The 25,198-nt window shown below is 70.6% G+C and carries 27 protein-coding genes and 1 tRNA gene; 13 read left to right on the top strand and 15 right to left on the bottom strand.

Translation table 11 applies throughout. From position 1 onward, the window contains the following. Positions 1-122 precede the first annotated feature (122 nt). A complete protein-coding gene (locus tag M8542_RS00460) occupies positions 123-794 on the top strand; it encodes a TetR/AcrR family transcriptional regulator (RefSeq protein ID WP_257917938.1) in 672 nt (223 codons plus the stop codon). On the opposite strand, the gene M8542_RS00455 is transcribed toward M8542_RS00460, so the two are convergent. Further along, positions 791-1,639 carry a GNAT family N-acetyltransferase gene (locus M8542_RS00455; protein ID WP_257917937.1) on the bottom strand — a complete coding sequence of 283 codons (849 nt, stop codon included), beginning with the start codon at positions 1,637-1,639 and terminating at the stop codon, positions 791-793. The genes M8542_RS00460 and M8542_RS00455 overlap by 4 nt on opposite strands. A gap of 55 nt (positions 1,640-1,694) precedes the next feature. Continuing rightward, the gene (locus tag M8542_RS00450) at positions 1,695-2,285 is read right to left on the bottom strand and encodes a TetR/AcrR family transcriptional regulator (RefSeq protein ID WP_257917936.1); all 591 of its coding nucleotides are present in this window, start codon (positions 2,283-2,285) and stop codon (positions 1,695-1,697) included. Positions 2,286-2,336: 51 nt separating this feature from the next. Between M8542_RS00450 and M8542_RS00445 the strand changes: the two genes are divergently transcribed. After that, on the top strand, positions 2,337-3,854 hold the full coding sequence (locus M8542_RS00445) for a 3-hydroxyacyl-CoA dehydrogenase (protein WP_257917935.1): 1,518 nt from the start codon (positions 2,337-2,339) through the stop codon (positions 3,852-3,854). 76 nt (positions 3,855-3,930) lie between these two features. Here the strand turns inward: M8542_RS00445 and M8542_RS00440 are convergent, their stop codons facing one another. Then, positions 3,931-6,765 (bottom strand): PQQ-dependent sugar dehydrogenase, encoded by a 2,835-nt coding sequence (locus M8542_RS00440; protein WP_257917934.1) that lies wholly within the window; start codon positions 6,763-6,765, stop codon positions 3,931-3,933. A gap of 111 nt (positions 6,766-6,876) precedes the next feature. Further along, the gene (locus tag M8542_RS00435; RefSeq protein WP_257917933.1) at positions 6,877-7,524 is read right to left on the bottom strand and encodes a L,D-transpeptidase; all 648 of its coding nucleotides are present in this window, start codon (positions 7,522-7,524) and stop codon (positions 6,877-6,879) included. A gap of 210 nt (positions 7,525-7,734) precedes the next feature. Here M8542_RS00435 and M8542_RS00430 point away from each other — a divergent pair, with 210 nt between their 5' ends. Beyond that, positions 7,735-8,244 (top strand): hypothetical protein, encoded by a 510-nt coding sequence (locus M8542_RS00430; RefSeq protein ID WP_257917932.1) that lies wholly within the window; start codon positions 7,735-7,737, stop codon positions 8,242-8,244. On the opposite strand, the gene M8542_RS00425 is transcribed toward M8542_RS00430, so the two are convergent. Then, the gene (locus tag M8542_RS00425; RefSeq protein ID WP_257917931.1) at positions 8,234-9,124 is read right to left on the bottom strand and encodes a serine/threonine-protein kinase; all 891 of its coding nucleotides are present in this window, start codon (positions 9,122-9,124) and stop codon (positions 8,234-8,236) included. The genes M8542_RS00430 and M8542_RS00425 overlap by 11 nt on opposite strands. A 7-nt stretch (positions 9,125-9,131) precedes the next feature. Further along, entirely contained in the window at positions 9,132-10,820 is a 1,689-nt protein-coding gene (locus tag M8542_RS00420; RefSeq protein ID WP_257917930.1) for an HsdM family class I SAM-dependent methyltransferase, read from the bottom strand. A gap of 78 nt (positions 10,821-10,898) precedes the next feature. On the opposite strand from M8542_RS00420, the gene M8542_RS00415 reads away from it, so the two are divergent. The 10 genes from M8542_RS00415 (at position 10,899) to M8542_RS00370 (ending at position 18,367) form a co-directional block, all read left to right on the top strand. After that, positions 10,899-11,642, top strand: a complete 744-nt coding sequence (locus M8542_RS00415) for a PP2C family protein-serine/threonine phosphatase (protein ID WP_257917929.1) — start codon at positions 10,899-10,901, stop codon at positions 11,640-11,642. Positions 11,643-11,686: 44 nt separating this feature from the next. Then, positions 11,687-11,771 (top strand) — tRNA-Ser (locus tag M8542_RS00410). Between the two features lie 294 nt (positions 11,772-12,065). Continuing rightward, positions 12,066-12,530 carry a DUF6355 family natural product biosynthesis protein gene (locus M8542_RS00405; protein WP_257917928.1) on the top strand — a complete coding sequence of 155 codons (465 nt, stop codon included), beginning with the start codon at positions 12,066-12,068 and terminating at the stop codon, positions 12,528-12,530. Between the two features lie 31 nt (positions 12,531-12,561). Then, positions 12,562-12,903 carry a DUF6355 family natural product biosynthesis protein gene (locus M8542_RS00400; RefSeq protein ID WP_257917927.1) on the top strand — a complete coding sequence of 114 codons (342 nt, stop codon included), beginning with the start codon at positions 12,562-12,564 and terminating at the stop codon, positions 12,901-12,903. Positions 12,904-13,053: 150 nt separating this feature from the next. After that, positions 13,054-13,404 carry a hypothetical protein gene (locus M8542_RS00395; RefSeq protein WP_257917926.1) on the top strand — a complete coding sequence of 117 codons (351 nt, stop codon included), beginning with the start codon at positions 13,054-13,056 and terminating at the stop codon, positions 13,402-13,404. A 44-nt stretch (positions 13,405-13,448) separates the two neighbouring features. Next, the gene (locus M8542_RS00390) at positions 13,449-14,330 is read left to right on the top strand and encodes a class I SAM-dependent methyltransferase (RefSeq protein WP_257917925.1); all 882 of its coding nucleotides are present in this window, start codon (positions 13,449-13,451) and stop codon (positions 14,328-14,330) included. Between the two features lie 373 nt (positions 14,331-14,703). After that, positions 14,704-14,964, top strand: coding sequence for a hypothetical protein (locus M8542_RS00385; protein ID WP_003056176.1), 261 nt, complete (start codon positions 14,704-14,706; stop codon positions 14,962-14,964). Between the two features lie 4 nt (positions 14,965-14,968). Next, positions 14,969-15,214: a hypothetical protein gene (locus tag M8542_RS00380; protein WP_257917924.1), complete on the top strand. Its 246-nt coding sequence runs from the start codon at positions 14,969-14,971 to the stop codon at positions 15,212-15,214. A gap of 34 nt (positions 15,215-15,248) precedes the next feature. Then, positions 15,249-17,966 (top strand): FtsK/SpoIIIE domain-containing protein, encoded by a 2,718-nt coding sequence (locus tag M8542_RS00375; protein WP_257917923.1) that lies wholly within the window; start codon positions 15,249-15,251, stop codon positions 17,964-17,966. After that, entirely contained in the window at positions 17,963-18,367 is a 405-nt protein-coding gene (locus M8542_RS00370) for a hypothetical protein (RefSeq protein ID WP_257917922.1), read from the top strand. Before M8542_RS00375 ends, M8542_RS00370 begins: the two co-directional genes overlap by 4 nt. Here the strand turns inward: M8542_RS00370 and M8542_RS00365 are convergent. From M8542_RS00365 to M8542_RS00325, 9 genes are all read right to left on the bottom strand, one after another. Next, a complete protein-coding gene (locus M8542_RS00365) occupies positions 18,364-18,720 on the bottom strand; it encodes a YbaB/EbfC family nucleoid-associated protein (protein ID WP_257917921.1) in 357 nt (118 codons plus the stop codon). The two genes, M8542_RS00370 and M8542_RS00365, sit on opposite strands and share 4 nt — an antisense overlap. Continuing rightward, positions 18,717-19,241, bottom strand: coding sequence for a hypothetical protein (locus M8542_RS00360; protein ID WP_257917920.1), 525 nt, complete (start codon positions 19,239-19,241; stop codon positions 18,717-18,719). The genes M8542_RS00365 and M8542_RS00360 overlap by 4 nt, the downstream gene beginning before the upstream one ends. Further along, positions 19,238-19,747: a hypothetical protein gene (locus M8542_RS00355; RefSeq protein ID WP_257917919.1), complete on the bottom strand. Its 510-nt coding sequence runs from the start codon at positions 19,745-19,747 to the stop codon at positions 19,238-19,240. The genes M8542_RS00360 and M8542_RS00355 overlap by 4 nt, the downstream gene beginning before the upstream one ends. Beyond that, a complete protein-coding gene (locus M8542_RS00350) occupies positions 19,735-20,037 on the bottom strand; it encodes a hypothetical protein (protein WP_257917918.1) in 303 nt (100 codons plus the stop codon). The genes M8542_RS00355 and M8542_RS00350 overlap by 13 nt, the downstream gene beginning before the upstream one ends. After that, on the bottom strand, positions 20,034-20,330 hold the full coding sequence (locus M8542_RS00345) for a hypothetical protein (protein ID WP_257917917.1): 297 nt from the start codon (positions 20,328-20,330) through the stop codon (positions 20,034-20,036). The genes M8542_RS00350 and M8542_RS00345 overlap by 4 nt, the downstream gene beginning before the upstream one ends. After that, positions 20,327-20,902 (bottom strand): hypothetical protein, encoded by a 576-nt coding sequence (locus M8542_RS00340; RefSeq protein WP_257917916.1) that lies wholly within the window; start codon positions 20,900-20,902, stop codon positions 20,327-20,329. The genes M8542_RS00345 and M8542_RS00340 overlap by 4 nt, the downstream gene beginning before the upstream one ends. Next, positions 20,902-22,104 carry a putative T7SS-secreted protein gene (locus tag M8542_RS00335; protein ID WP_257917915.1) on the bottom strand — a complete coding sequence of 401 codons (1,203 nt, stop codon included), beginning with the start codon at positions 22,102-22,104 and terminating at the stop codon, positions 20,902-20,904. Before M8542_RS00335 ends, M8542_RS00340 begins: the two co-directional genes overlap by 1 nt. Further along, positions 22,101-22,517, bottom strand: a complete 417-nt coding sequence (locus M8542_RS00330) for a type VII secretion target (RefSeq protein WP_257917914.1) — start codon at positions 22,515-22,517, stop codon at positions 22,101-22,103. The genes M8542_RS00335 and M8542_RS00330 overlap by 4 nt, the downstream gene beginning before the upstream one ends. A 130-nt stretch (positions 22,518-22,647) precedes the next feature. Next, positions 22,648-25,116: a DUF8508 domain-containing protein gene (locus M8542_RS00325; protein ID WP_257917913.1), complete on the bottom strand. Its 2,469-nt coding sequence runs from the start codon at positions 25,114-25,116 to the stop codon at positions 22,648-22,650. Positions 25,117-25,198 lie beyond the last annotated feature (82 nt).

Below are 25,198 nucleotides of genomic sequence, written 5' to 3'. Positions count from 1 at the left end.
TCCTCCGAAGTTTGGGAGAGCAGTGCTCTCGGTTAAGAGCAGTTAACACCCGAGCACTGCTCACTGTCAAGAGCACTGCTCTCTATTTTGTGCGCCGCTCTCGTCGTGGCACACTGATCCCCATGACCGCGACCCGCACCGCGCGTGAACGCGCCCGCGCCGAACTCACGCAGGAGATCAAGGACGAGGCCCGCCGCCAGCTCGCCGAGGTCGGCGCGCACGGGCTTTCGCTGCGCGCGGTGGCGCGGGAGCTGGGCATGGTGTCGTCCGCGCTGTACCGGTACTTCCCGAGCCGCGACCGGCTGCTGACCGACCTGATCGTCGACGCGTACAACGCCATCGGCGAAGCCGCGGAGCAGGCCGACCCGGGCGAGGGCGAGCCGCGCGAGCGCTGGCTGGCGATCTGGCACGCGACCCGCGACTGGGCCCGCGCGCACCCGCACGAGTACGCGCTGATCTACGGCTCGCCGATCCCGGGCTACGAGGCGCCGCAGGACACCGTCGTGCCCGCGGGCCGGGTCGCGCTGGCCCTGGTCAAGGTCCTCACGCACACCGAGCTGCGGGCGATCGACGGGCCCGTCGCGCCCGAGCTGCGCGCGCAGGCCGAGGCGCTCACGAAGGTCCTCGGGATCATCGCCGGGCCGGAGACGGTGACGCGCCTGATCATGGCGTGGACCCAGTTGTTCGGGGCGATCAGCTTCGACCTGTTCGGCCAGTACGTGGGCAGCGTCGACCCGGCCGACGCGTTCTTCACGCACTCGGCGACGCGGATGGCGGAGTTCGTCGGGCTCTAAGCCTCCCGGCAGCGGTCCCGGACTTCGGGCCACGCCTCGAACCCCGCCGACTCATACGTCGCCACGCCACCGACGTTGGCACTCGGCGTGCAGACCAGCGCACTCGACGAACCCAGCTCCCGCAGCGCGGCGGCCGCGGCAAGCGTGATCGCCCGGCCGTACCCCCGCCGGCGGTGGTCCCGGTGCACCCCCATCGGCTCGAGCAGCCCCGGCTTGCCCGCCCCGGCCGACCACACCGTCACCACCGCGACCGCGGTGCCGTGCTCGTCGTACCCGATCAAGCACCGCGCGTCGGCGTAGGGCGTTCCGGCCGCCGTCGCGTGCCAGCGCTCCTCGGAGAACGTCGACCCGGTGAACGACGCCCGCAACACCGAAGCCCACTCGGCCGCCTGCGCCGGCCCGGCCACCTCGACCCGCAGGTCCCCGTCCGGCACCGGCTCCGTGAGCCCGCGACGCAGTGGCGTCCACGGCTCGCCGAGTGTCCAGCCGCGCTCCGCCAGCACCTCCTGGAGCAGCGCGTCGGCGGGCGCCTCGACCGCCACCTTCCCTGCCGGCAGCACCCCGCGCGACGGGTCACCGAGGTCCGCGGCCAGCCGCGACGCCAGTTCTTCGTCCTGCCGGGCGGCCGGCGCGATCGTCATCCGCAGCAGCCCGGGCTCGTCCAGCAGCCCGACGGCGACCACCCGCTCGTCGCGACGCCAGATCCGGACCGCCGCGGCGGCCGGCGAGGCCCCGAACCGGCAGAACCAGCCGACGTCCCCCGGGTGCAGCTGCATCGGCGCGCCTTCGTGCTGCCACTCCCGCAGCGCCCGCACCGCCTCGGAAAGCATGTCCGGTTCACCCATGCTCGCGATCACACACCACCGCGGCACCGGCCCGCACCCGGTTTTCCCGACCGGATCAGCCGAGCCAGGACCGCAGCAGCAGCTCGACGGCGTCGGCGATCACCGTGTCGCTCGTGCCCTCCGGGCTGAGGTAGCGCTGCCGGAGCAGGCCGTCCTCCAGCGCGTGGATGATCAGCGCGAGGAACGCCGGGTCGGCGGGCGGCTGGACCCCGCGAGCGGCGAACGTCGCGCGGACACCCGCCTCGATCAGCTCCCGCGCGGCCCGCTCGTTCTCGCCGGCCGAGGTCCGGGCGGGCGGGTTGCGCAGCGCGTACAGCGTCAGCTCGGTGCGCAGGGCGAACCACTCGGGCAGGTGCTCGGCACGCTCGGCGTGCCACTCCTTCAGCCGCGCCATGACGTCGCCGCGCAAGGCGGCCACCTCGGCCGCTTCCTGCTCGCGACGCCGGGCCAGTAACGCCACGACGAGCTCGTGCTTGTCCTCGAAGTTGCCGTAGAACGCCCCGCGCGTGTACCCGGCGCGCTCGGCGATCTGCTCGACCGACGTGCCGTTGACCCCGCGCTCGGCGAACAGCTCGGCCGCCGCCGCGAGCAGCCGGTCCTTCGTCCGTTCGCGGCTTTCCGCCCGCGTCAGCCGCTTCCCCGTCACCGTCGAGACGGTACCGTCGCGCGTGAGGAATCGGTGCGAAAGGCGGGCGACGTGACGGGGTGGGCCGGGAAGGTCGGCAGGATCCGGGTGATCGGGACCGGGGTGATGGGCCGCGGCATCGGCCAGCTCGCCGCGACCGCGGGGGTGACCGTCGAGCTGGCCGACGTCCGGCGCGAGGCCGTCGACGACGCGATCGAGTTCATCGGGAGCATGGCCGACAAGCTGGCCGCGAAGGGCAAGCTGGCCGACGCGCGGGCGGTGCAGGACCGGCTGGTGCCCGTCGCCTCGCCCGACGCGCCCGCGGACGGCGTCGACCTGGTCGTCGAGGCCGTCCGGGAGGACCTCGCGACCAAGCGCGCGTTGTTCGCCGACCTCGAGCGCGTCTGTCCACAGGAGACGATCTTCGCGACGAACACCAGCTCCCTGTCCGTCACCGAAATCGCCGCCGAGCTGGCCGACCCCGGCCGGCTGGTCGGGCTGCACTTCTTCAACCCGGTGCCGCTGATGCGCCTGGTCGAGGTCGTGCCGGGCACCCGCACGCACGACTGGCTGCCCGCCGAAGCGCTGGAGCTGGTCAAGGGCTGGGGCCACGAGCCCGTGCTCGCGAAGGACGCGCCCGGCTTCCTGGTCAACCACGCCGGCCGCGGCCTCAACACCGAGGCATTGCAGATCCTCGCCGAAGCGCTGGCCGAGCCCGCCGACGTCGACCGCGTCGCGCGGGACGTGCTCGGCCTGAAGCTCGGCCCGTTCGAGCTGCTCGACCTCACCGGTCTCGACGTCTCCCACGCGGTGCTGGAAAGCATCTGGAGCGGCTTCCACGGCGACCCGCGGCTGCGGCCGTCGTGGCTGACCCGGCCGCGGGTCGCCGCCGGGCTGTTCGGGCGCAAGAACGGCGAAGGCTTCTACTCCTACGCCGACGGGAAGCAGCAGGTCGCCGACGAACCAGAAGCACCGCCGAAGCCGACGAGCCCGGTGTTCACCGCCGACGAGCACCTCGCCCGCGTGCTGTCCGGCGCGGGTGTGCAGGTGGTCTCCGACGCCTACCCGGACGCGGTCCTGCTCGTCCCGCTCTACGGCGAGTCCACAGTGGATGCTGCTGTCCGGGCGGGACTGCCGCCGGCCCGCGTCACCGGCGTCGACCCGCTCGGCGGCTACGAACGACGGCTGACGATGTCCGTCCACCCGGGACTCGACCCGGCGGCGGGCCGCGCCGCGTGGGGCGCGCTGGCGGCGACCGGCCGGCCGGTGACGGTGGTGCGCGACGGGCCGGCCCCGATCGCGCAACGGCTCCTGGCTTCGATCGTCAACACCGCGTGCTTCATCGCCGGCCAGCAGCTGGCCACCCCGGCCGACATCGACACGGCCGTGCGCCTCGGCCTCGGCTACCCGCGCGGCCCGCTGGCCTGGGGCGACCTCGTCGGCGGCGACGTCGTGCTGCGCATCCTGCGCGGCCTGGCCGCGACCACCGGCGACCCGCGGTACCGGCCGAGCCCGTGGCTCACCGAGCGCGTCGCCCTCGGACTGCCACTGGTCTCGGCCGGGACCACCCCCACGGACCTGCGTTCCTGACCGCGAAAACGGCTCAGGCCGCCCCCGGAACCCCGGGAACGGCCTGAGCCTGTTCACTGTTCAGCCGATCAGCCGATCACCACGGGTGGTCGACCGCCCCGGTGGCCGGGGTGTAGGTGACGTAACCGCCCTGGAAGTCGCTGCGGTACACCGAACCCTGCATGTACTCGTCACTCGTCGGGTAGTGCAGGTACGACCGCTCCCAGCCGAGCACACCCCACCGCTTCCGGATCTCACCCTTCACCACGTGGGTCTGGGTCGCGACCGTGTAGTAGATCGAGGTGTTGAGGTCGAAGTGGTTGTACCGGCCGACGCCGTCCGGCGTGCCCGTCTCGTCGATCGTCGGGTAACCGAGACCACGCTCGTAGCCGTAGTCCGCCCACTTCTTCCGGATCTCACCGTAGATCGCGTTCGCGCCGAGACCGGGCTTGTAGTAGATCGACCCGACGTTGGTGCCGTTGATGAAGTGGTTGTAGCGGCCGATGCCGTCGGGCGTGCCCTGTTCATCGGTCGTCGGGTACCCGAGCAGGCGTTCGTAGCCGAGCGCCGCCCACTTCTTCCGGATCTCGCCGTACACCGCGTGCGCACCCGTGCCGGCCGTGTAGTAGATCGACCCGATGGCGCCGTTGGTGTTGAAGTGGTTGTACTGCCCGACGCCGTCCGGCGTCACCGAAGTGTCGTTGGTCGGCGGGCCGAGCACCGTCAGGCCGTTGAACGCGATGTACTTGTCCAGCACCGGACCGGTGACGTACTTCGTGCCACCGACGGCGCTCCAGTAGAGCCGGCCGTTGGCGTAGGGCCGGTAGTGGGCCACGCCGTCGGCGACCTCGGGACCGGTCGGCACGCCGAGCTTCGCCCGCAACGCCGCGTCCCCGTTGTAGCGCTGGTCGATCGGCGAGTCGTAGTTCGCCGTCAGCGTCATGTCGCTCGCGCCGACGGTGATGTCCCAGCGGGTGGTCGTCGGACCGTTCTGCCAGCCGGTGAACTTCGAAACGCCGTCGGTGCCCAGCGGCTCGGCCTCGACGTCGAACTTCGCGCCCTCGGTGACCAGCGCCGAGCTGACGCCGCCCTCGACCGGGATGCTCAGCGCCGCGGGCTGCGTGCTGAGCAGGGTGAGCCGGTGCTGACGCGGCAGGGCCGTGTACGTCTTCGTCGTGACGACGCCCGCGCTGTCGGTCACCGTCGCGGTGAACTCCATGCGGGAGTCCGGGTGCTCGGTGAACGGCTGCGCGAAGCTCGTGCCGGTGCCCCCGACGCCGGGGTGCGAGTGGCAGGTCGCTTCGCTCGGGCAGTGCCGGACGAAGGTGGTCCACGTGATCGGCAGCGTGCCGTCCTCGGCGTCCGTCGCCGTGGCGCTCAGGCCGACCTCCTGGCCCACCGCGAACGTCGCGGTGTCCCCGGGCGTGGTCAGCGTGAGGACCGGGGTGTGGTTGCCGGGCGCGACCGCGATGTCGGTCGTGCCGGTGGCGCCCAGCGGGTCCCGGACCGTCAGCTTCGCCGTGAACGACTCGGTGCCCGCCGCGTAGGCGTGGTTCACCTTCGGGCCGGCGTCGAGGGCCTTGGTGCCGTCACCGAAGTCCCAGTCGTACTTCAGGACGTCGTTGTCGTAGTCGACCGACGTCGAGCCGTCGAACGACACCGTGCGGGTGTCGGGATCGGTGGTCGTCGTGGCCTTCGCCACCGGCGCGGTGTTGCCGGCGGTGTAGGTCAGCCGCCGCAGGTTGCCGGTGAGGATGTCGGCGTAGACGATGTCGCCGTTCGGCGCCGCGCCGAACTTGACCGGGCCGCCGATGTCGGTGAACTTCGGCGGGTTCTCCGGGGCCTGCGTCAGGGTGCCCTTGTCGTCGTAGCGCAGGGTCCACATCTTGTGCGTCACGTAGTCGCCGAAGAAGTAGGAACCGCGGTAGGACTCCGGGTAGCTGGATCCGTTGTAGACGATGCCGCCGGTGACGCTGTTGCCCTGCATCGGCCCGGTGCCGTGCAGGAACTCGAAGATCGGCGGCTGGTTCGCCACGCCGGCGCAGCCCGCGAGGCCGGTGTAACCCGGCGTCGGGTGGTTGCCTTCCCAGCACGGCCAGCCCTGGTTGCCACCGCGCTGGACGACGTCGACCTCTTCCCAGGTGTTCCAGCCGACGTCACCGGCGACGGGCAGGCCCGACGTCGGGTCGATGCTGAACCGGAACGGGTTGCGGAAGCCGCGCGCGTACACCTTGCTCGCGGTCGAACCCGGGTTGGCGGCGTCGTAGTACGGGTTGCCCGGCACGCCCTTGCCGTCGGCGGCGAGGTGCAGGATCTTCCCGTACGGCTGGTTGATGTCCTGGGCGCGCAGCGCGCCCGGGTCCACCTGGGTGAAGTCGCCGTTGTCGCCGATGGACATCCAGATCGTCCCGTCGGCGGCGGCGACGATGCCGTTGATGCCGTGGACGTCGAAGAAGCCCTTCGTCTCGAACAACGTCTGCTCACCGGTCAGCGAAGCCGGCGCGCCCGCCGCGTCCACGTTGACCGTGAAGCGCGACAGCCGCATGACGTAGCCGCCGGTGACGTTGATCGAGCGGGTGAGGTAGATGTTGTGCGACGTCGCGTAGTCCGGCGCGACCGCCAGGCCCGCGAGCCCCAGGTCGCCCGCGTCGCGGGTCGACGGCAACGTCGCGATCGTCTTCGGTGTCCCGGTGGCCGGGACCCACTGGACGCGGCCGTTCTTCGCCGTGGCGATCACGGACTGGTCCGGCAGGTACGCGAAATCGGTGAGCTGGAACTGCCCCAGCCCGGTGTTGGTGTCTCGCAGGACGAACCCCTGCGGTAATGCGGTTGCCGCCGTCGCCACCCCCGTGGACACGACCGGCAGCAACGCCCCAGTCATAACTGCCGCCACTAAGGAGTGACGTAGAGCGCGAAGCTTTCGCAAGGCCATTTGGCCCCCCTTCCCAAGCGATCACTTATCGCCTGAGTAGGGGGACCAGTTGCACTCGTCTGAGCGAATTTACCGGACTGTGACCTACTGTCCGTAATTGGTCTGTACCGGTTACGGGACAACCTGGACGACGTCACCGACGTGCAAAGTGTTGAAGAACTTCAGGGACGCCCCGGCCGACAGGTGGATGCAGCCGTGCGAGTACACCGACAGGCTGCCGGTGTGGAAGGCGTCGCCCGGGTAGAAGAACACCGAGTTCGGCATCTTCGCGTTGTCGAACTCCTTCGACAGGTGCATCTTCTCCTTCGACAGCACGTGGAACGTGCCGGTCGGCGTCGCGTAGCCCTTGCGGCCCGGCAGCATCGGCACCGGCCCGTAGACGACCTTGCCGCCCTGCAGGATCCACGCCTTGTGCGCGGAGAGGTCGACGCACGCCGCCGTGCCCGAAGCCGCGGCCGCCGCCGCGCACGGGACACCCGGGTCGCTCGCCGGCTCCGCCGGCTTGGGCTTCGGCTTCGGCTTGGGCTTGGTGGTCGTCGGCGCCGGCTTCGACGTCGTGGGGGTCGGCGTCGGGGTCGCGCTGGTGGTGGTCGGGGCGGCGGTGCTGCTCGACGTCGTCGGCGTCCCGCCCCCGCTGCCCGCCGCGGCGACGGCCCCGCCGCCGGCGTTCGGGCCCTCGGTCGCGGCGCCACCGCCGGAGCACGCGGCCAGCACGAACGCGGTGGCCAGCGCGGCCGCTCCCGCCAGAAGCCTCTTCACGATCCGGTACCCCCAGCTACTCGATCATCGCTTGTGGACATGGGTAAAGACGGCGGTCACCCGGTCGAGGTTCGTCCCGGAAGGTCACGATTCGGTCAGCGTCAACCCCTGGGTTGAGCCACGGTTCCACCCGGGCCCGATCTCCGCGCCGACGAAACCGGGCCGCCGTTCGCCGAAGCTGGGAGCACCTTCGAAACCCAGGAGCCCGAAATGCCCAGCGCCGCGAACGTCCTGCTCTACGTGGTGATCGCCGCCTACGTCCTCTACCGCGTCGGCTACAAGCAGGTCCGCGGCACGCTGCTCGACCGCAAGACCCTCACGATGCTGCCGCTGATCCTCGTCGCCGTCGGTGCCTTCCTGGCCGCGAAGGCGATGCCCGGCGCGTCGCCGGCCGAGTTCGGCCTGCTCGTCGTGGACCTCGTCGTCCTCGCCGGGCTCGGGGTCCTGCGCAGCACCACGACCACGCTCACCGAACGTGACGGCACGACGTTCCAGAAGGGCTCGGCCGTCACGATCGGGCTGTGGGTGCTGACCATCGCCGTCCGCGTGGGGCTGGTCGCGCTGGGCACCGCCCTCGGCGTCGCCGGCCCGCTGACCACCGGGTCGATCGTGCTCACCCTGGGCGTCAGCATCGCGGTGCAGAACGCGACGACGTACTTCCGCGTCCAGCGCCGTGGCCTGCCCCTGGCCGAGCGGCGCACCGCGGCGCTCAGCCGCTGACGCGCCCCAGCATCCGGGCGTACATCCGGCCGGGGCTGGGCACCGACGGCGGCACCAGGAACCCCGGCAGCGGCGGCAGCCCGCCGACGAACGCGCCGAGCCGCTCGTACAGCGCGGCCGCCCCGGGCGGCCGCGCTTCCGGGTCCTTGGCCAGCATCTCGGCGAGCAGCCCGTTCAGCTGCTTCGGGACACCGGGCACCGGCGGCGGCAGCTCCTTGACCTGCCGCTCGAACACCGCGTACGCGGTCGGCCCGTCGAAGAGCCGCCGCCCGGTGAGCATCTCGTGCAGCACGCAGCCCAGCGCGTAGAGGTCACTGCGTGGTTCGGCGCCGCCGCGCTGGATCTGCTCGGGCGCCATGTACGACGGCGTACCCAGCAGCTGCCCGGCCCGCGTGAACTGCGCGGCGTCGGCCTCGCGCAGCACGGCGAGCCCGAAGTCCATCACCTTCACCCCGCCGTCCGGGCCGAGCATCAGGTTGGACGGCTTGAGGTCGCGGTGGCAGACGGCGAGCGCGTGCGCGGCGGTCAGCACCGCGCACGTCTGCGCCGCGATCGCCGCGGCCCACGGCACCGGCAGCGATCCGTGCTCGGCGAGCAGGTCGGCCACCGTCACGCCGTCGACGAACTGCATGACCTGGAACAACCGGTCGTCGTGGGTGCCGTAGTCGTAGAGCGTCGGGACGCCGGGGTGGTCGAGCGTCGCCAGGATCCGTGCCTCGCGGGCGAAGCGGGCTTCGAGCTCCTCGTCGCGGCCCGGCAGCCTGAGCAGCTTGATCGCCACGCGCCGCCCCAGCCGGCGGTCGTGGCCGCCGTGCACCGCGCCCATCCCGCCGCGGCCGAGGGGCAGCTCGTCGAGCTCGTAGCGGTCGGCGATCAGCATCCGTTTCCTATCGGCCCGGCCGGAGCCGTCCTTCGACAAGTCCCGCGAAGCCTAGCCGCACCAGCTCCCGGCCCGTTTCCGCCGTCGCACGCAGAACCGCGTCGAACTCGGCCAGCCGGCGGAACACCTCGCCGTACTCGCGCTGGACGTCGAGCGGGACGCGTGGGATCCGCACCCGCCTGCCGTCGATCCGCGTCGACGCCGAGGCGGCGGGCAGATCGGCCGCGCGCAGGCAACCGGCGAGGAAGTCCGCGTCCAGCCGGGCGGCGTCGACGCGGTAGACGGTGAGCCCGGGGCCAACTGCCTCCGGAAGTCCACTGTGGACGTACGCGATCCCGGTCACCGACGCGACGACGTCGCCCGCCTCGGCGCTCGGGTGCTCAGCGTCGGTGCGGGCCGCGTGCTTGACCTCGACGACCCCGGCCTTGGCGAGTTCGCCGATCGTGGTGAACGCCGGCTCGGCGTCGGCCGCCTCCAGTGGCGGCAGGGTCGGGGTCAACTCGGCGAACTTCCCCCGCACCGCTTGGAAAGCCTGGCCGAGGTCTTCGTCCCGGGCGCGGCGGCGGGCCGGCGTCAGGTCGACGTCGTCGTCGAGCAGGTCGATGATCCGGACGCCGGTTTCGGGCCGGTCCTGGAACTCCTGCCAGCTTCTTTCCACTGTGGACAGATCTTCGCCCGCCTCGCCGAGCAGCACGGTCGACGGCGGACGCTGCCCCGGCACCGGCCGGCGCAGCAGCCAGAGGTCGGGACCGGCCGCCGTCAGCGTGACGACGGCGCGGACCGCGCCCGCGCGCAGCAGGTTGCCGCGGATGCGTTTCCCGCTGCGCCGCCCGGCCGCGGCGCCCGGCATCAGGATCGCCACCGTGCCACCGGGTTCGACGTGCGCGAGGCAGTGCTGCACCCAGGCGAGTTCGGGCTCGCCACGCGGCGGCAGGCCGTACTCCCAGCGCGCGTCGCCGACGAGTTCGTCGTGGCCCCAGGCCCGTTCGTTGAACGGCGGATCGCACAGGACGGCTTCGGCGGTCCGGCCGGCGAAGGCGTCCTCGCGCAGCGCGTCGACCGCGTGCACCTCGGCCTCGACCCCCCGCAGCCGCAACCGCAACGCCGCGATCGTCGCCGTCTCCGCGTCGCTGTCCTGACCCAGCACGGTTTTCGCGCCGCTGGCCAGCGCGAGCGCGCCGAAGCCGCAGGCGGGGTCGAGGATCGTCGACACCGGCCCGGCGAGCCGGGCCATCAGCTCGGCGACCGGCTCCGGCGTGGTCGACAGCCGCCGCGAATGCGCCTCGAAGTAGCGGCGGCACAGCAGTTCGAACGACTCGAGCGGCCCGGCGCGGTGGGTCAGCTCGTTGAGCAGGGCGAGCAGCTCCGGGTCGGTTTCGCGGTCGAATTTGCCGGGAATCCCGGCCTGGTAAGCGAAGAAGGCACCCGCGAGGCTGACGCGCGCGGCGAGGCCGAGGTCGTCGCCGAGGGCGCGCAGGCGCTGCCACGCGCGTTCCCCGGCCGACAGCTCGAAGGGCTTGCCGCGGGCGTGGAACCAGCCGGTGACGTCGGCCAGGCCGAAGAGGGGACTCGACGCCGTGCCGCCCACCGGCTGCGGGAAGTCGGGGTAGCGGCGGCGCCAGTTGCTCACCGCGGCCCGGCCGACCCCGGCGAGGCGCGCGATGTCGGCCGCGCTGACGGTGGCGGAGTCGTCCATGGCGGGCACTCTATCGGAGAGTGCTCCATTCAGCCGAGACGCTTGTGAACTCAGTCAACCAATGCTTTCATGGGAGTCATGACACACGATCGGTACGTCCTGCGGTACGCCGCGGGGTCGGACGTCGGCCGCCGTCGCAAGGTCAACGAGGACTCGCTGTACGCGAGTTCCCGCCTGCTCGCGGTCGCCGACGGCATCGGCGGCCAGCCGCACGGCGAAGTCGCCAGCGCGACGGCGGTGGACGTGCTGCGCGAGCTCGACGTCGACCTCCGGCGGATCGACCTCACGGGCGTCGACCTGGCGGCAACGCTGGCCGGCGTGGTCAAGTCGATCGACGAGCGGCTCGCGGAGGTGGCGTCGAACGAGCCGACGACGGAAGGCATGGGCACCACGCTGACGGCGCTGATGTTCGACGGCGTCGAGTTCGCGGCGGCCCACATCGGCGACTCCCGCGGCTACCTGCTGCGCGAGGGTGGCCTGCGCCGCCTGACCCGCGACCACACGCTGGTCCAGGCATTGGTGGAGGACGGCCGCGTGGCGGCGGAGGACGCGGAGTCCCACCCACGCCGCTCACTGCTGATGAAGGCGCTGCAGACAGCGGGATCGGGCGACCCGGACATCTGGACGTTCACCCCAGCCGAGGGCGACCGCTATCTGCTGTGTTCGGACGGCCTGAGCGGCCCGGTCCCGGAGCCGAAGCTGCGCGACGTCCTATCGGCGATCGAGGACCCGGCGGAGGTGGTCCCGGAGCTGATCCGCCTGGCCAACGAAGCCGGCGGCCCGGACAACATCACATGCGTGGTGGCCGACGTCACGCGGTGACCCACCGTTCGAGCGCGTCGAGGGCGTCCGGTATCGTCTCCTGCGGAGGATTGGCCGAGCGGCCTAAGGCGCACGCTTGGAAAGCGTGTTGGGTTCACGCCCTCGCAGGTTCGAATCCTGTATCCTCCGCCGTTTGAACAGGCGAACGCCGGGTGCCCCACTGCGGGACACCCGGCGTTTTCCGTCTCCGCCTGCCCCGAGTGGTCACCGGGGACCACACCGGAGCCTGCCGCACACTGACGTGGGTGTGCCGCCCTTCGGCAGCACGTTGAGCGCACACCACCGGCCGGTGCCGACTTTGGGGGATGGCCTCACGCGCCTCGCTGAGCAGGCGGCGCGTTTGGCTTACCCGTGCAAAGCCGCCAGTCCGTGACAATGCATGCCCCCGCGGTCTCGTGGGCCGCGCAACACTACGCCGATCAGGTGATCGAGAGGGATCTGCGTCAACCGGAGGTCGCAAGCGGGCGTGTCGGCCTCGCAATGCGGCAAGTGCGAACCGGTCCGATCTCGGCGCGCCTGCGTTTGGCAATTCAACCGACTGAGGCATCTCGGACGTTTCAGGAATGGAGAGATCCAGTGACAAGCCGAGTTCGGACGTGGTCCACCGTCATCGTTGGTATCGCTGCCGCCGTCTTGACGGTGATCCCACCGGCAGTGGCGGCCGCCGACACACCGCCGTCAGGGTGCGGCTTCCACAAGGTTGGTGGAACCCGGGCGCTCGCCTACTTCAACAACTGCAGCATCTATGCCGTGAAGATCCACGTGGACGTCGTCTTGGATCCGGACCGTGAGTTTTGCGTGTCGGCGAAGAACGATTACCGACTGGGAACGTACGGGACAATTCTTCCCGGGCGGATCCAGAATGCGTGGTCGCTGTACATCTGTTGAGCTGACACCAGTTTCGAACAAACAGGAAAGGATGCCTGAAGTGCTCACGATTCGAACAGGCGGGAAGCTGGCGGCAGCCGTCGCCGCCGCGGCGCTGGTGCTGACCGGCGCCGAGGCAGGGGTAGCGCAGGCTGACACACCACCCTCAGGGTGCGGCTTCCACGTCAAGGATCCCGGGAACCCCGTCTACTCGAGCGCATGGTTCAACAACTGTTCGTACTATCCGACATTGGTGCACGTCGACGTGTCCCTTGCCAGAGACCGAGACGTCTGCGTCGCGCGCAAGTCGGACACCTTCTTGGGAGAGTACAGCTCCTATGGCACCGGAACGGTCCGCAATGCGTGGAGCATCGGCACCTGCGGCGCCGCATAGACGAACCTGTCGGCGACCATCGGGTAGCGGACGGTTGTGTCACACGATCAACGGCGCAACCGTCCGCAGCCTGATGACACGACTCGCCACTGCGAACAGTGACCGAGATCACTCCGAGCGAACCGTCCGGACTTTCGTCATTCTGGGGTCATGACCGAGTGCGGGAACCGCCTCAGCCTCGATGAGGAACTTCGCCACGTCGACCAGCTCCGTCGCCACCTGCCGTCCGCGCACGACGAGCCGGCTCATCCCGGGCTCTGGCCGCTGGTCCAGATCACCAGCGCCCGCACGATCGACGGCGAGCAGGTCACCGGCTCCGACGCCGTGGCCGCGATGCGGCTGCTCATGCAGGTGCGCCGCGACGTCGACGAGGCCGAACTGCGGCTCGTCGAGGCGGCCCTCGACCGCGGCGAGACCCTCGGTTCGCTCGGCTCCGCCTGCGGACTCTCCGACGCCGCGATGGCCGACCGCTACCGGCGGCTCGGCGGCCGGCGCGCCTGAAAATCGCTGGCCCGCCCCGAATCCCGGCCCCTACCGTCCAGCCGGTGACCTACGAGCACCCGCTGGCCTACCTGCTCGGCATCGAAGGCCTCGCGCTCCTGCGCGCCTTCACCGGCGACCACGACCGCGAGTTCGTCGAAGCGCGGCTCGCCGAAGTCCGCCGGCTCCTCGACGACCCGGCTCTCGAGAACGCCGTCGACACCGAACCGCTCGGCTCCGTGTCCGGGTACGACAGCTGGGCCGGCACCTACGACAACCCCGGCAACGCCGCCTTCGCACTCGACGAGCCGCCGCTCAAGGCCCTCGTCGAGCCGCTGCCACCCGGGGACGCCCTCGACGCCGCCTGTGGCACCGGGCGGTACTCGGCCATCCTCGCCGAACGCGGCCACCACGTCGTCGGGGTCGACAGCTCGGCCGGCATGCTCGCGCGGGCCCGCGAACGGGTGCCCGGCGGGGACTTCCGGCTCGGCGACCTGACCCGGCTGCCGGTCGGCGACAGCGCTTTCGGGCTCGTCGTCTGCGGGCTCGCCCTGACCCACGTCCGCGACCTCGGCCCGGTGCTGGCCGAGTTCGCGCGGGTGCTGCGCCCGGGTGGGCACGTCGTCGTCTGCGACATCCACCCCGAGTCCGTCCAGCGTGGCTCGATCCCCGCGCTGCGCGGACCGGACGGCCGGCCCGGCCGGCTCGTCACGTACCGGCACCTGGTCGGCGACTACGTCCGCGCCGCGCTCGCGGCCGGGCTCACCGTGCTCGGCTGCGAGGAACCCGCCCCGCCGCCGAAGGACCCCGCGCCGGCCGCGAGCGATCCCGGACCGTGGGAGCTGTGGCCGTGGAGCCTCGCCGCGCTGGTGCCCGACGCAGTCCGCGCGGCGAACCGGGATGTGCCCTCGATGCTCGTCTGGCACTTCGGACTGCCCGAAATGTGAAATGTCTTCGAACAAGTGTGGGACAAATTCGTTCGTCCACAGCGAGTTACGACCAGGGCTGAGCGAAGTGGGTTTGCCCGGCCGCGCTAGTCTCAGCCTCACCTCGCCCGCCCCCCTTTCCAGAAAGGCCAGCAGTGGCACGAAAACCGCTCTGACCTGGGGTAGCGCTGGCCAGCGACTTCAGCGTGCGGTACTGGTGCCGGGGACAACCCCCGCACAGACCGTGATCGGCCCGGCCCCGGACGTTCCCACGTCCGGGGCCTTGCTGATTCCGGACCCACGATCACTCGGCAAAGTCAGTTGATCACGCTGAGTCGTTGGATCTGTTTCAATAGAAGTCCGCCCCCGTACGACCGAGGAGTAGAGGCCCGACATGGCCGGAGTCGAAGAGATCCGCGCTGGCATCGCGCTCGCCAACGAAAAGGCGTCCGCGAGCATCGCCGCCCTCCAGCAGGCAGCGCAGTCTCTCGAAGAAGCCCAGCAGTCGCTCGCACAAGCGACGCAAGGCAGCAGCCAGCACGAAGTGAGCCAGGCACACGGATTGCTGGCGGAAGCCCTGCAAGGCATAAACGGCCTGCAGAGCACCGTCCAAGCCAGCATTTCCTCCGCCGACTCCTACTCGGCGCGTCTCTGACCGGATGACGCTCGCCGAACTCCACCAGCTGCTCACCGCCGTCGCGGCCGGGCTCGCCGACGCGCGCGCCCACTCCGAGCGGGCCACAAGCCTGCTCGGGGAAGCCCGGCAAGCTCTCGTGGACGCCCAGGCCAAGGCCGATCCCTGGCTTCCTTCGCAGTACGCCCAAGCGGCCGAGGGGCTGGACCAGCTCCTCGGCCGTTTGGCCGCTGCCGAAGATCTGGTGAGCGGATACTCCTCGCGCCTGTAATCCTTTTCAGGGACCACATCTTTTGGGGACGCCGATGGCCAACAAGTCAGCCGAGCAACGCAACCGCGTCGAAACCGCACTCGACCGGGTCCGCCATCAGATCGGACTGGTGCTGGGCGCGGCGGCCGGCGCGCGCCAAGCCGCGGAGGCCGAGCTCGCCAAGCTCGAGCTGGAGCGCGACATCGTCCGCGTCGGCATGAACCACGCCACCCCCGAGCAGCAGAACGAGTGGTCCAAACACCCCGCCGCGCACGAGGTGTTCGGCGCGCTCGGCACCGTGCGAGGCACGTTCTACACGGACTGGAGCCAAGGCCCGGCGACGCTGCGCGAGCTCGTCGGCCAGAACGCGCCAGGCCCCGCCGGGGCGAAGCCCGGTGAGTGGCTCGGCCGCGTCGGCCACAACGCCGGCATCACCTCGCCCGGGCTGTGGCGTGTCGGTTCCGCGACGGCCGCGGGCGGCGACGCCACCCGCACGTTCGACGTCGCCGTCCCGCTGCTCGACGAGTCGCACCTGGCGATCACGTCCGCGCCGAAGACGCGGCCGGTCATCGACGGCATCGTCCAGAACCTGCTGATCCGGGTGCTCTCGACGTTCGAACCCGGCGCGGTGCGCGTGCACCTGTGGGACATCGGGCAGCTGACCGCGATCCTGCCCGACCTCTACCCGCTGAGCCGCACGAGCGCGCTCTCGCTCTACGACCCGGGCCGGCTCGAGGACCTCCTCGACGAGCTGGCCGGGCACATCCGCCGCATCCACGCGACCGGCATGCAGGACGGCAAGACCTCGCTGCGCGAAATGCGCGTCCACCGGCAGGAGCGGATCGAGCCGTTCCGCATCGCGGTGCTGTACGGCAACGGCGAAACCCTCGAGCCGGAACGGGCCCGCGACCTCAAGCGCGTCGCGAGCGGCGCGCTGGCCGCGGGCATCTGCCTCATCATGATCGACGTGCCGACGGCGGTGAGCGCGTCGGTCGAGACGCTGAGCCTCATCGACGACCGGCACGCGATCAGCAGCATGACCGGCACCGACCTGGTCGTCGACCTCGACCCGCCGATGCCGTCCGGGCAGGTCATCCGCGCCGCCGACCGGATCGCCGCGGCGCTGATCGCCAAGCAGGGCGGGCCGCGGTCGTTCGACGACCTGCTGCCGACCGAGCTGGGCCGCGAGAGCTCCGCGCGCGAACTCCGCGCACCGGTCGGGTTCTTCGAGGGCGAGCCGGTCGAGGTCGTCATCGGCGACGCGAGCCCGCACGCGCTGATCGGCGGCCCGTCCGGGTCGGGCAAGACGAACTTCCTGTACGCGCTGCTCGGCAGTCTCGCGGCGCGCTACAGCCCGGACGAGCTGGCGCTGTACCTGCTGGACTTCAAGGAAGGCGTCTCGTTCGCCGGGCTGGCGCCTGGCCGCAAGGACGCGAGCTGGCTGCCGCACGCGCGGCTGGTCGGCGTCAACGTCAACACCGACCGCGAGTTCGGCCTGGCGCTGCTGCGGTTCCTGGCCGATGAGCTGCGGCGCCGGTCGGCGGCCGCGAAGGAGCACGAGGTCACGAACCTCGCCGACCTGCGCGAAGCCGATCCTGGCGGGCACTGGCCGCGGATCGTCGCGGTGATCGACGAGTTCCAGTACCTGTTCGCGGGCCGCGACCAGGTGACGGCCACGGCGACGCAGCTGCTGGAAGACATCGCGCGGCGAGGCCGTTCCCAAGGCATCCACATGGTGCTGGCCAGCCAGGACGTCGCCGGCATCGAAGCGTTCTGGGGCAAGCCGGCGGTGTTCGAGCAGTGCACGCTGCGCATCGCGATGCCGAAGGCGCGGCGCGTGCTGGCCGAGACGAACAACGCGGCGGTGTCCGCGCCGAAGTGGCACGGTGTGCTCAACCACGACTCCGGTGTCGCGCACGGCAACCAGCTGGCCCACATTCCGGACGCGAGCAGCAAGGACGTGTTCGTCCGGCTGCAGCACCGGTTGTGGGACGAGTACGCGGCCCGGTTCCCGCGCCCGCGCCTGTTCGACGGCGCGCATTCGCCGATCCTGGAACAGTTCCCGGCCTACCTGGACCTGAAGCCGAGCTCCCGGCCGCGTGCGTTGCTGGGCCAGTCGATCGACGTCACCGAGGCGGCGTGCGGTGTCGACCTGTCGTGGGCGCCGGGCCGCAACATCGCGGTGCTGGGCTCGGCGGCCGCCGAAGCACTGTCCATCATGGACTCCTCGGCCCGGTCGCTGGCCCGGCAGTACGAGCCGGGCCAGGTCGAGTTCGTGCTGGGCTGCGCGATCGAGGCGTGCGCGCCGGCGGTGCTGGAGCTGGCGGAGCGCCTCCGGGCCGACGGCCACACGGCGACCATGGTCGACGACCTGACGTCCACTTTGGAGTCGCTGTCCGGCGGCGCGAAGATCCTGCTGCTGTACGGGGTCGACGCGGCGCTGCCGTCGTTGGAGGTGAAGGCGGTCGGCCAGCTGAAGAGTGGCCTGGACCACCTGCGCACGGTGCTGAAACAGGGGCCCGGGCACGGCATCCACACGATCGGCTGGTGGCGCAGCATCGCCCGGCTGAAGGACACGCTGGGGTTCGCCGGCACCGACGACATCGGCACGTGGGCGGCGCTCGACGTCCAGGGCAACGAGCTGGCGCCGTTCGCGGCGGGCCAGGTGGTGCACTGGTCGCCGCGCCCGGGCCGCGCGTTGTTCTTCGACCGGACGACGCACGGCGCGCCCGAAGTGATCATCCCGTTCCAGCGTCCGGAGAACGCCCAGTGACTGACGACGGCGCCACCGCGGCCATGCGGTACAAGGAGATCATCGCCCTGTCCCGGGGCTCGGCGGAGAACCTGCGCGAGTGGGAGGTGGCGCGCGCGGAGGCGTTGGAAGCGGAGATCGAGGAAGCCCAAGGCGCGATCGAGGCGGCGACGGAGCGCGAAACGCGGGCGGCCGAACGCGCGTCGCGCTGGTGGCGGATGGCACTGCACAACATCCAGGGCCTGCCGTGGCTGCCCCCGGGAGACGACCCGCACGCGATTTCGACGGCCCGGCCGGCGTACCTCGAGCGATACCTGGAGGAGGTCAAGCCGAGCTACCAGGAGCTGGTGCAGGCGGTGCTGGGGTTGGGCTGGCGGGCCAAGCGGGCGGCTTCGAAGCAGCAGCCGCCACCACCGGCCTAGACGTCGAAGACGGTGCCGTCGTAGGGCTCGTCGTCTTCGGCCGGCGCCCGTTTCCGCATCGGCCGCGGCGCCGGCTGGTCGAGCTTCCCCGCGGCGGCAACGGCTTCCCGAAGGGCGGCGGTGATGGTCCGGCTGAGCGTGCCGGCGTCGAACCGCATGGCTTCGGGGGCGAGCCGCACTTCGGAGACAACGCCACCAGGCCCGGCGAGAACGGTGACGGCCCGATCGGGCGAGACGACGGTGGTGTGCGCGCTGCCGGCGATCCCGGCGAGGATGCGCTGGTTGTCGGCCTTGCGGTCTTCGATCTGCTTGAGCTGCCAGCGCATTTCCTCGATCAGCTCCGGGTTGTTCATGGCCTCCCCTGGTGCCGCATGAATTGGTAGACCTTCCGGCCCGGCTGGACGGTGTACCCGCGGCGGTGCGCGACGACCATCAGCTCGGGCAGGAACATGGGTTCGTACAGGATCTGCAGCTCGACGGTGTCCCGTCCGTCGAGCAGTTGCGCGACGTAGGGTGCGCGGGGGTTGCCGGTGAACGCGGTCTGCGGTGCGCCGCGTGTGAACTCGTAGCGCAGGGCCGCCGGGTTGGGCGTGAACGCGTAGCCGCGGGCTTGGGCCATGCTCAGCAGATCGGGCACGCTCATCGGGCTTTCGGCGTACGAGAGGACCGCGAACGGACGACCGTCGAGCAGCTGCGCGACGGGTGCGATCCCGGCTTGCCGGCCCTTCGTCACTTTGCCGTTCACGACCAGGAACACCACGAGACCCACGACGATCAGGCCGACGAACGACCCGATGATCACCATCATCTCGGTGAAGCTTCCGCGGTACTGAGAGCCGGCGAGGTCGGCTTGGGTTGGCTGCGACTCGTTCATGGCCTACCCCGGTGCCGCATGAATTGGTAGACCTTCCGGCTCGGCTGGACGGTGTACCCGCGGCTGTGCGCGACGACCATCAGCTCGGGCAGCGTCATGGGTTCGAAAAGGATGCGCAGTTCGTAGGTCGCTCTCCCGTCGAGCATGTGCCCGATGTACGCCGCCCGCGGGTTGCCGGTGAACGCTGTTTGCGGCGCGCCGAGCGCGAACTCGTACCGCAGGGCGGCCGGGTTCGGGGTCAGGGCGTACCCGTGGGCTTGGGCCGCGCTCAGCACGTCGGGCACACTCAGCCGGCAGTCGGCGTAGGGGACGTACACCAGTGGCCGGCCGTCGAGTTGCTGAGCCAGCCGCCGGTTTCCCGCTGCCCGGGTCTTGCTCCGCCGGTTCTGCACGAAGAGGAACACACCGAGACCGATGAGGGCGACAGCGGCGATGATCGCGATCGGCACCGCATCTTCGGCGGGGTCGAAGTGCGCCTTCGAGCCGGCGACGATCATGGCGACCACGGCCCAGGCGTCTGCGGCAGGCGGACGAATTCGTAGTACTTCCCGAACTGGTGCTCGACCAGGACGTAACCTCGGCTCTGCGCGACCCAATGGATATCCGGCCGACCGAGGCCCAGCTCCGCCATCCGGATGCTGAACCGGCTTCGCCCGTCGAGCCGCGCCGCCAGCTCCGCCATCTGCTGTTCGCGTGGCCGCTGCCCCCGCGAGACCCGGACCACCGTGATCACCACGACGGCGGCGATCAGACCGGCCCCCACCACCAGCACGAGCAGGACGATCAGCGGTTTCATGCCAATCTCCCAGGTTGGTGCGGCGTGTAGACGAACTCGTAGTACTTGAACGACCGGTGGACGATCAGGCTGTAGCCGCGACTGCGCGCGACCCAGACGAGGTCTTCCACGGAGAGGCCGTTTTCGATCATGCGCACGTTCACCTGGTTCCGGCCGTCCAGCTGCGCGGCCAAGGCCGCCATCTGCTTCTCACGCGGCTTCGTCGAGCGGGCCGCGCGGACGATGGTCAAGGTCAGGCCGCCGAGAGCCACCGCACCGATCAGGGCAATGCCGAGCACATCCAGGCCGCTCATGAGACGTCCTGGCTGCGGAGGCTCCAGGCCACCTTCGCGGTCGCCTCGGCGACGGCGGGCCAGGCATCCTCGGACTCCGCGACCACCGACAACACCACCACAGACCGGCCATCCGGCAGCGGGATCTGGTACTCGGCCTTGATCTGGGTCCGGACATCCCGCTCGGGCAGGCGGAACTCGCCCTCGCTGATCGCGACGATCGCCGGCCCGATCGGCAGCCGCACCGGCTGGACCACGGCGTACTTGTGCCGGCTCCGGTACTGCTCGGCCATCGCCGCCACCACGGCGTCCCGGTTGCCGGGGGCTGTCTCCGGCCACTGCACCACGCCCAGCGTCAAGGTCGCGACGTCACCCTTGCGCCGGCCGACCGCGAACTTGCCGAACACGCGGATGCCGTTCGCCTGCATGGCCGGGACCAGCGCCATCAGGTAGCTGCCGAACTCCTCGACGGAAGTTCCGGCCCCGGTCGCGGCGTTCTCGGCGATGGTCCAGGCGTGGCCGCGGTTCATCTTGTCGTCGGCGCCCACCGGCATGCCCGCGAAGCCCGGCGGAAGGTCGATTTCGAGAGGCATCAGTTCCACACCTCGTCTTCCGCACGCTCACGCCGCCGCTCGGGCGCGTTGTCGGCCTGTGCTCCCGCCTCGGTCGCATTGCCCAGCGCCACCGCAGCCCACGGCGCAGGCCCGGCGATCAGCGTGCCGGCAACCACTGCCACCTGGCCGCCGTCCTTGGGCACCCAGTAGTTCTGGAAGTCGTCCCAGGGGCTTTCGAAGTCTTTGCCACCCGCAACTTCACCGACCGCCTGGTCAGCGAGCAATCCGTAGGTGCCGACCTTGATCGCGGTATCCGGCACCCCGGGAACGAGCCCGGCCAGCGAAGTTGCCGCGCCCGCCACATCGAAGATCAGCGTCTCGGACGACACGTTGGCACCTGCCGCCTTCGCGAGGGCATGGCCTCCGAGTGCGCCGATACCGACGCCAGTGGCGACGGCACTCGTGATCTCACCTACCGGGGGCGGAAGTGCATCGCTCAAGACGCCGAGGCCGTTGCCGATGTCACCCATCACGTCGGACAGCTTCGAGATCAGCTCCGCGTGGTCCTGGACGAAGTCCCACGCCTGGTCCGCCCCATCGGCGAGGGTGTTCGTCAAATCGCCGAGTGCACCGCCGACCGCGTCACCCAGCTTGTCGAGCAGATCCGGCTCGTCCGGCGCCAGCTCCTTCGCCTTCCGAAGCGCCTCCGCGACCCGCCCGGCCGCCTCCGTGTGCTCCTGCTGAAGCTGCTTCGCCGCGTCCTGGACGTTCTGGCACCCGTCGATGGCCACCTGAAGCTGCTGACCGGCGTTGTCCAGCAGACGCTGAGCGATCTGCAGAGACTGCTGATCCGGGAACGACCGATTCGCCAGCGCAAGATCCGGGTTCGCCCGCGCCTGCTCGGCCGCCTGCGCCGCCGCTTCCGCCCGGGCCTCCAGGTCCGACGCACGTTTCTGCAGGTCACCAAGGTCCTGCGCCCACCGTTCGAGGGCATCGGCCGCCTCGCCCATCGACCGAGCCGCGCCCTCGAGGTACTTCGGCAGCGGGCCCAGGCGCCGAGCGAAAGCCTCACTGGCCTCGCCCTGCCAGATGCCCTGCTTCCGGACGATCTGCCGCAGCGAATCGTCGGCCTCGGTCAGGTCGGTGCTCACCGCGCGGTACTTGCCGGCCAGGTCGGTGACGCCGTCGAGGTCGCCCGGCGCCGGGTCGAAGCCCAGGGCGGGGAAGTCCTGGCTGCTCATCGGCCGTCTCCGTCCAGGAGGTCGCCGATGCCGCGGCGGCCCTCCGGCGAGTTGATGCCCGGCACCCCGCCACCGACCTTCCCGTCGTCCCTGGGATCAGCCCCCGGAGCGCCGCCACCCCCGACAGCCGAGCCGAACTCACCCGCGAACTGGGCCTCGATCCGCTCGTACTTCTCCTTCGCCGCCTTCAGCCGCTCAGTGATGTCCGAAGCCGCCTCACCCAGCCGCCCGATCCCGAACCGCCAGGCCTCCTCGAACTCCACCCCCGCTTTCCCCAGCTCAGCCGTCCCCAAAGACCCGAACGCCCCACCGCCGCCGAGCTTCCTGTTGGCATCCGCCATCCGGCCCGCCGCCGTGTCGAGGTCGCCGATGAGCTTGCCCAGCTCGCCGGCCTTCACCGCGTACCCGTCCACGCCACCCTCCCCTGTGGTCCCGTCCAACCTAGGACGGACGTCTACCCTCCGCGGTTTCATCGTCACCCAAAGGAGCGAGCACGAGAAAGGCCCCCATCGGGTCGAACCCGATGGGGGCCTTCCGAAAACCTCATCGACCGAGGAGCTGCTCCAGGTAGTCGAGCAGGTCGTTGAGCGCGTCCAGGATCGCGTTGCCGGTGCTCGGCCGGAACCGGATCACCTGCGGGTCGTGGTCACTGGCCTGGTCCGCGAACTCCGCGTTGATGTGGACGACGTCGTAGTCCACCCCGCGCGGCGCCTTCGACGCCAGGATGTGGTCCAGCACCTGCGACTGGCCCTCGAACACGTAGCTGTACCGCTCGGCCTCGGGCACCGACGCGATCAGGTCCTTCAGCGCGCCACCAGCGGTGAGCGTCTGGACCGCGGGCGAGAACGGGTAGTCGTTCAGGTCGCCCGCCACGACGATGTTCGCGTTGCGGTCGGCCGACAGCAGCGAATCGACGAACCCGCGCAGCACCGTCGCCTGCTTCTGCCGCTGCACCTCGGAACTGCGCACCGGCGGCTGGTTGCGGCCGTGCGTCGGCTGGTCGCCGCCCTTGGAGTTGAAGTGGTTGGCGATGACGAACACCGTGCGGCCCTTGAAGACGAACTCGCCGGCCAGCGGCTTGCGGCTGTCCTCCCAGGCTTCGTTCGCCGGGTCGACGCGGCCGGGCGACGCCGTCAGGTGGGCCTTCCCGTGCTCGCGAACGACACCCACCGAGGTGGTCGACGTCCCACCCGGACGATCCACAAAGGACACACGGGCCGGGTTGAACAGGAACGCCACGCGGATGTTGCCGCCCGGCTGGCCGCCGTCCTGGTCGTTCACCGGGTCGATCGAACGCCACTGGTAGCGCGGGCCACCCTTGGCCACGATCGCGTCGGTGAACTTCTGGAGCGTCTGGTCCGCCGCGACCGTGCCGTCGTCGGTGGCGCCCGTGTTGTCCTGGATCTCTTCCAGGTTCACGATGTCCGGCGTCGCCAGGTGCGTCACGATCGCCTCGCCGAGCCGGTCGTACTTCGCCTGCGGGTCGCCCGGCGCCAGGTTCTCGACGTTGTACGTCGCGACCGCGAGCTCGCCGGAGCGCTGCTTGCGTGTGGTCTCGGCCGCCAGCCCGTTGTCCTTTTCGGTCCCCAGCACGCTGGCGAACAGCGTGTAGCCACCGAAGTTGCTGTACTCGACCGGGCCCGACGTGGTGCCGGTCAGCACGTCACCGACGTTGAGCTTCGGGAACGGCCGCTGGTCGAACGGGATCAGCGACGACACCTTCATGACGCCGCTGTTCAGCTGGTCGTACCCCAGGTAGACGCTGCCGCCGCGGACCGACTTGTGCTGGTCCGGCTTGGACGTCACGTACAGCTCGTTGAAGGAGTTCGACGGGCCGACGACCCGCGCGTCGCTGATCGAGACGATCTCGCTCTCGTGCGACTCCCAGAAGTCCAGCGCGTACTTCGCCGGCTCCAGCGGGAGCGACTCGATGTTCCCGCCCGGCGAAGGCGCGTAGGCGATCGGTACCGTGTCCGGGTTCAGCACGGTCGGCGCCGGCAGCGCGTTCCCGTGCGAGCCGACCGTCCACTGCGCACTGCCGAGCTCGGTCAGCGACTGGTAGTTCGACGTCGCCGGCGCGTCCGGGTAGAACTCGCGGACGGTGCCGGTCGCGGTGACGGCGTCGCCGACCGCGACGGCCGGGCTGGTCGAGCCGGTGAACACGAACAGGCCCTCGCTGGTGCGCGGGTCGTTGTCCGGGTTCGGGTCGGTGAGCCAGAACCCGCGCGACGAGCCGAACGTCCGGGTCGCGGTGACGACCCCGGTGACGTCGCTGACCTTCTTGTCCTTGAACGGCGAAAGGCGCGTGGTGCCCTGGATTTCGTGGATCTTCGCCGGGGTTCCCGGGTCGCCGGGGGTGCCGCCGCCGGTCGTCTCGCCCTTGGTGTTCGTCGGGGTCGGGTCGCCCACGGTGAAGTCGGCGGCGTTGTCGTCGGTGTCGGCCAGCGACGCACCGCGCGCGACGGACGTCGCGTTCGACGGCGCGGCGGTCGGGCTGCCCTCGCGCACGGTCGCCGTGCCGAACCCGACGAGGTCCTTGATCCGGGTGTCGGCCGCGCAGTCCGCGACGGTCTTGCAGGTCAGCGCGGCCGTGCCGGAGACGAGGGCGATCGTGCCCGCCGTCGCGGACATCGCGATCGCGCCGGTCGCGTCCGGGGCCGGCAGGGCGACGGTTCCCCCGGAACCCTTGCCCTCGGCCACCAGGTAACGCCCGCCCGGCGCGACGCTGCCGGTCAGCTGCGTCACCTGCCAGGTGCTGCCCGCGCTCGGCGAACCGGGCAGGTACTGGACGCTGAAGCCGTCGACGCTCGCGGCCGCAGTACCGTGGTTGGCGAGTTCGACGAAGTCGTTGATCAACGTGGCGCCGGAGTTGCCGCCACCGCCGTAGACCTCGGCGATGACCGCGTCGGCGCTGGGTGCGGCGAGCGCGGCCGGGGCGGCCACTCCGCCGAGCACCAGGCCCGACGCGACGGCCACCGTCAGCGCGGTCTTGGCTCTGTGGGTCTTGATCACCCTGAGTCCCCTTTGTGCTTGAACAGTCGTGGCATAGTCCCCCGAACAGATGAGGAGGAGGAAGACAAAGATGCAACGATTC

This window comes from Amycolatopsis iheyensis (assembly GCF_024703995.1).
Taxonomy (GTDB): Bacteria; Actinomycetota; Actinomycetes; order Mycobacteriales; family Pseudonocardiaceae; genus Amycolatopsis; species Amycolatopsis iheyensis.
The sequence above is the reverse complement of the archived record's forward strand: the minus strand, read 5'-3'. Positions and strand labels throughout refer to the sequence as shown.

Coding starts and splice junctions, on each gene's coding strand:
- M8542_RS00365 (WP_257917921.1), bottom strand. CDS start 18,720: ATGAACAACCCGGAGCTGATCGAGGAAATGCGCTGGCAGCTCAAGCAG.
- M8542_RS00360 (WP_257917920.1), bottom strand. CDS start 19,241: ATGAACGAGTCGCAGCCAACCCAAGCCGACCTCGCCGGCTCTCAGTAC.
- M8542_RS00400 (WP_257917927.1), top strand. CDS start 12,562: ATGCCTGAAGTGCTCACGATTCGAACAGGCGGGAAGCTGGCGGCAGCC.
- M8542_RS00340 (WP_257917916.1), bottom strand. CDS start 20,902: ATGCCTCTCGAAATCGACCTTCCGCCGGGCTTCGCGGGCATGCCGGTG.
- M8542_RS00375 (WP_257917923.1), top strand. CDS start 15,249: ATGGCCAACAAGTCAGCCGAGCAACGCAACCGCGTCGAAACCGCACTC.
- M8542_RS00415 (WP_257917929.1), top strand. CDS start 10,899: ATGACACACGATCGGTACGTCCTGCGGTACGCCGCGGGGTCGGACGTC.
- M8542_RS00430 (WP_257917932.1), top strand. CDS start 7,735: ATGCCCAGCGCCGCGAACGTCCTGCTCTACGTGGTGATCGCCGCCTAC.
- M8542_RS00460 (WP_257917938.1), top strand. CDS start 123: ATGACCGCGACCCGCACCGCGCGTGAACGCGCCCGCGCCGAACTCACG.
- M8542_RS00455 (WP_257917937.1), bottom strand. CDS start 1,639: ATGGGTGAACCGGACATGCTTTCCGAGGCGGTGCGGGCGCTGCGGGAG.
- M8542_RS00395 (WP_257917926.1), top strand. CDS start 13,054: ATGACCGAGTGCGGGAACCGCCTCAGCCTCGATGAGGAACTTCGCCAC.
- M8542_RS00350 (WP_257917918.1), bottom strand. CDS start 20,037: ATGAAACCGCTGATCGTCCTGCTCGTGCTGGTGGTGGGGGCCGGTCTG.
- M8542_RS00420 (WP_257917930.1), bottom strand. CDS start 10,820: ATGGACGACTCCGCCACCGTCAGCGCGGCCGACATCGCGCGCCTCGCC.
- M8542_RS00385 (WP_003056176.1), top strand. CDS start 14,704: ATGGCCGGAGTCGAAGAGATCCGCGCTGGCATCGCGCTCGCCAACGAA.
- M8542_RS00440 (WP_257917934.1), bottom strand. CDS start 6,765: ATGGCCTTGCGAAAGCTTCGCGCTCTACGTCACTCCTTAGTGGCGGCA.
- M8542_RS00345 (WP_257917917.1), bottom strand. CDS start 20,330: ATGAGCGGCCTGGATGTGCTCGGCATTGCCCTGATCGGTGCGGTGGCT.
- M8542_RS00380 (WP_257917924.1), top strand. CDS start 14,969: ATGACGCTCGCCGAACTCCACCAGCTGCTCACCGCCGTCGCGGCCGGG.
- M8542_RS00335 (WP_257917915.1), bottom strand. CDS start 22,104: ATGAGCAGCCAGGACTTCCCCGCCCTGGGCTTCGACCCGGCGCCGGGC.
- M8542_RS00425 (WP_257917931.1), bottom strand. CDS start 9,124: ATGCTGATCGCCGACCGCTACGAGCTCGACGAGCTGCCCCTCGGCCGC.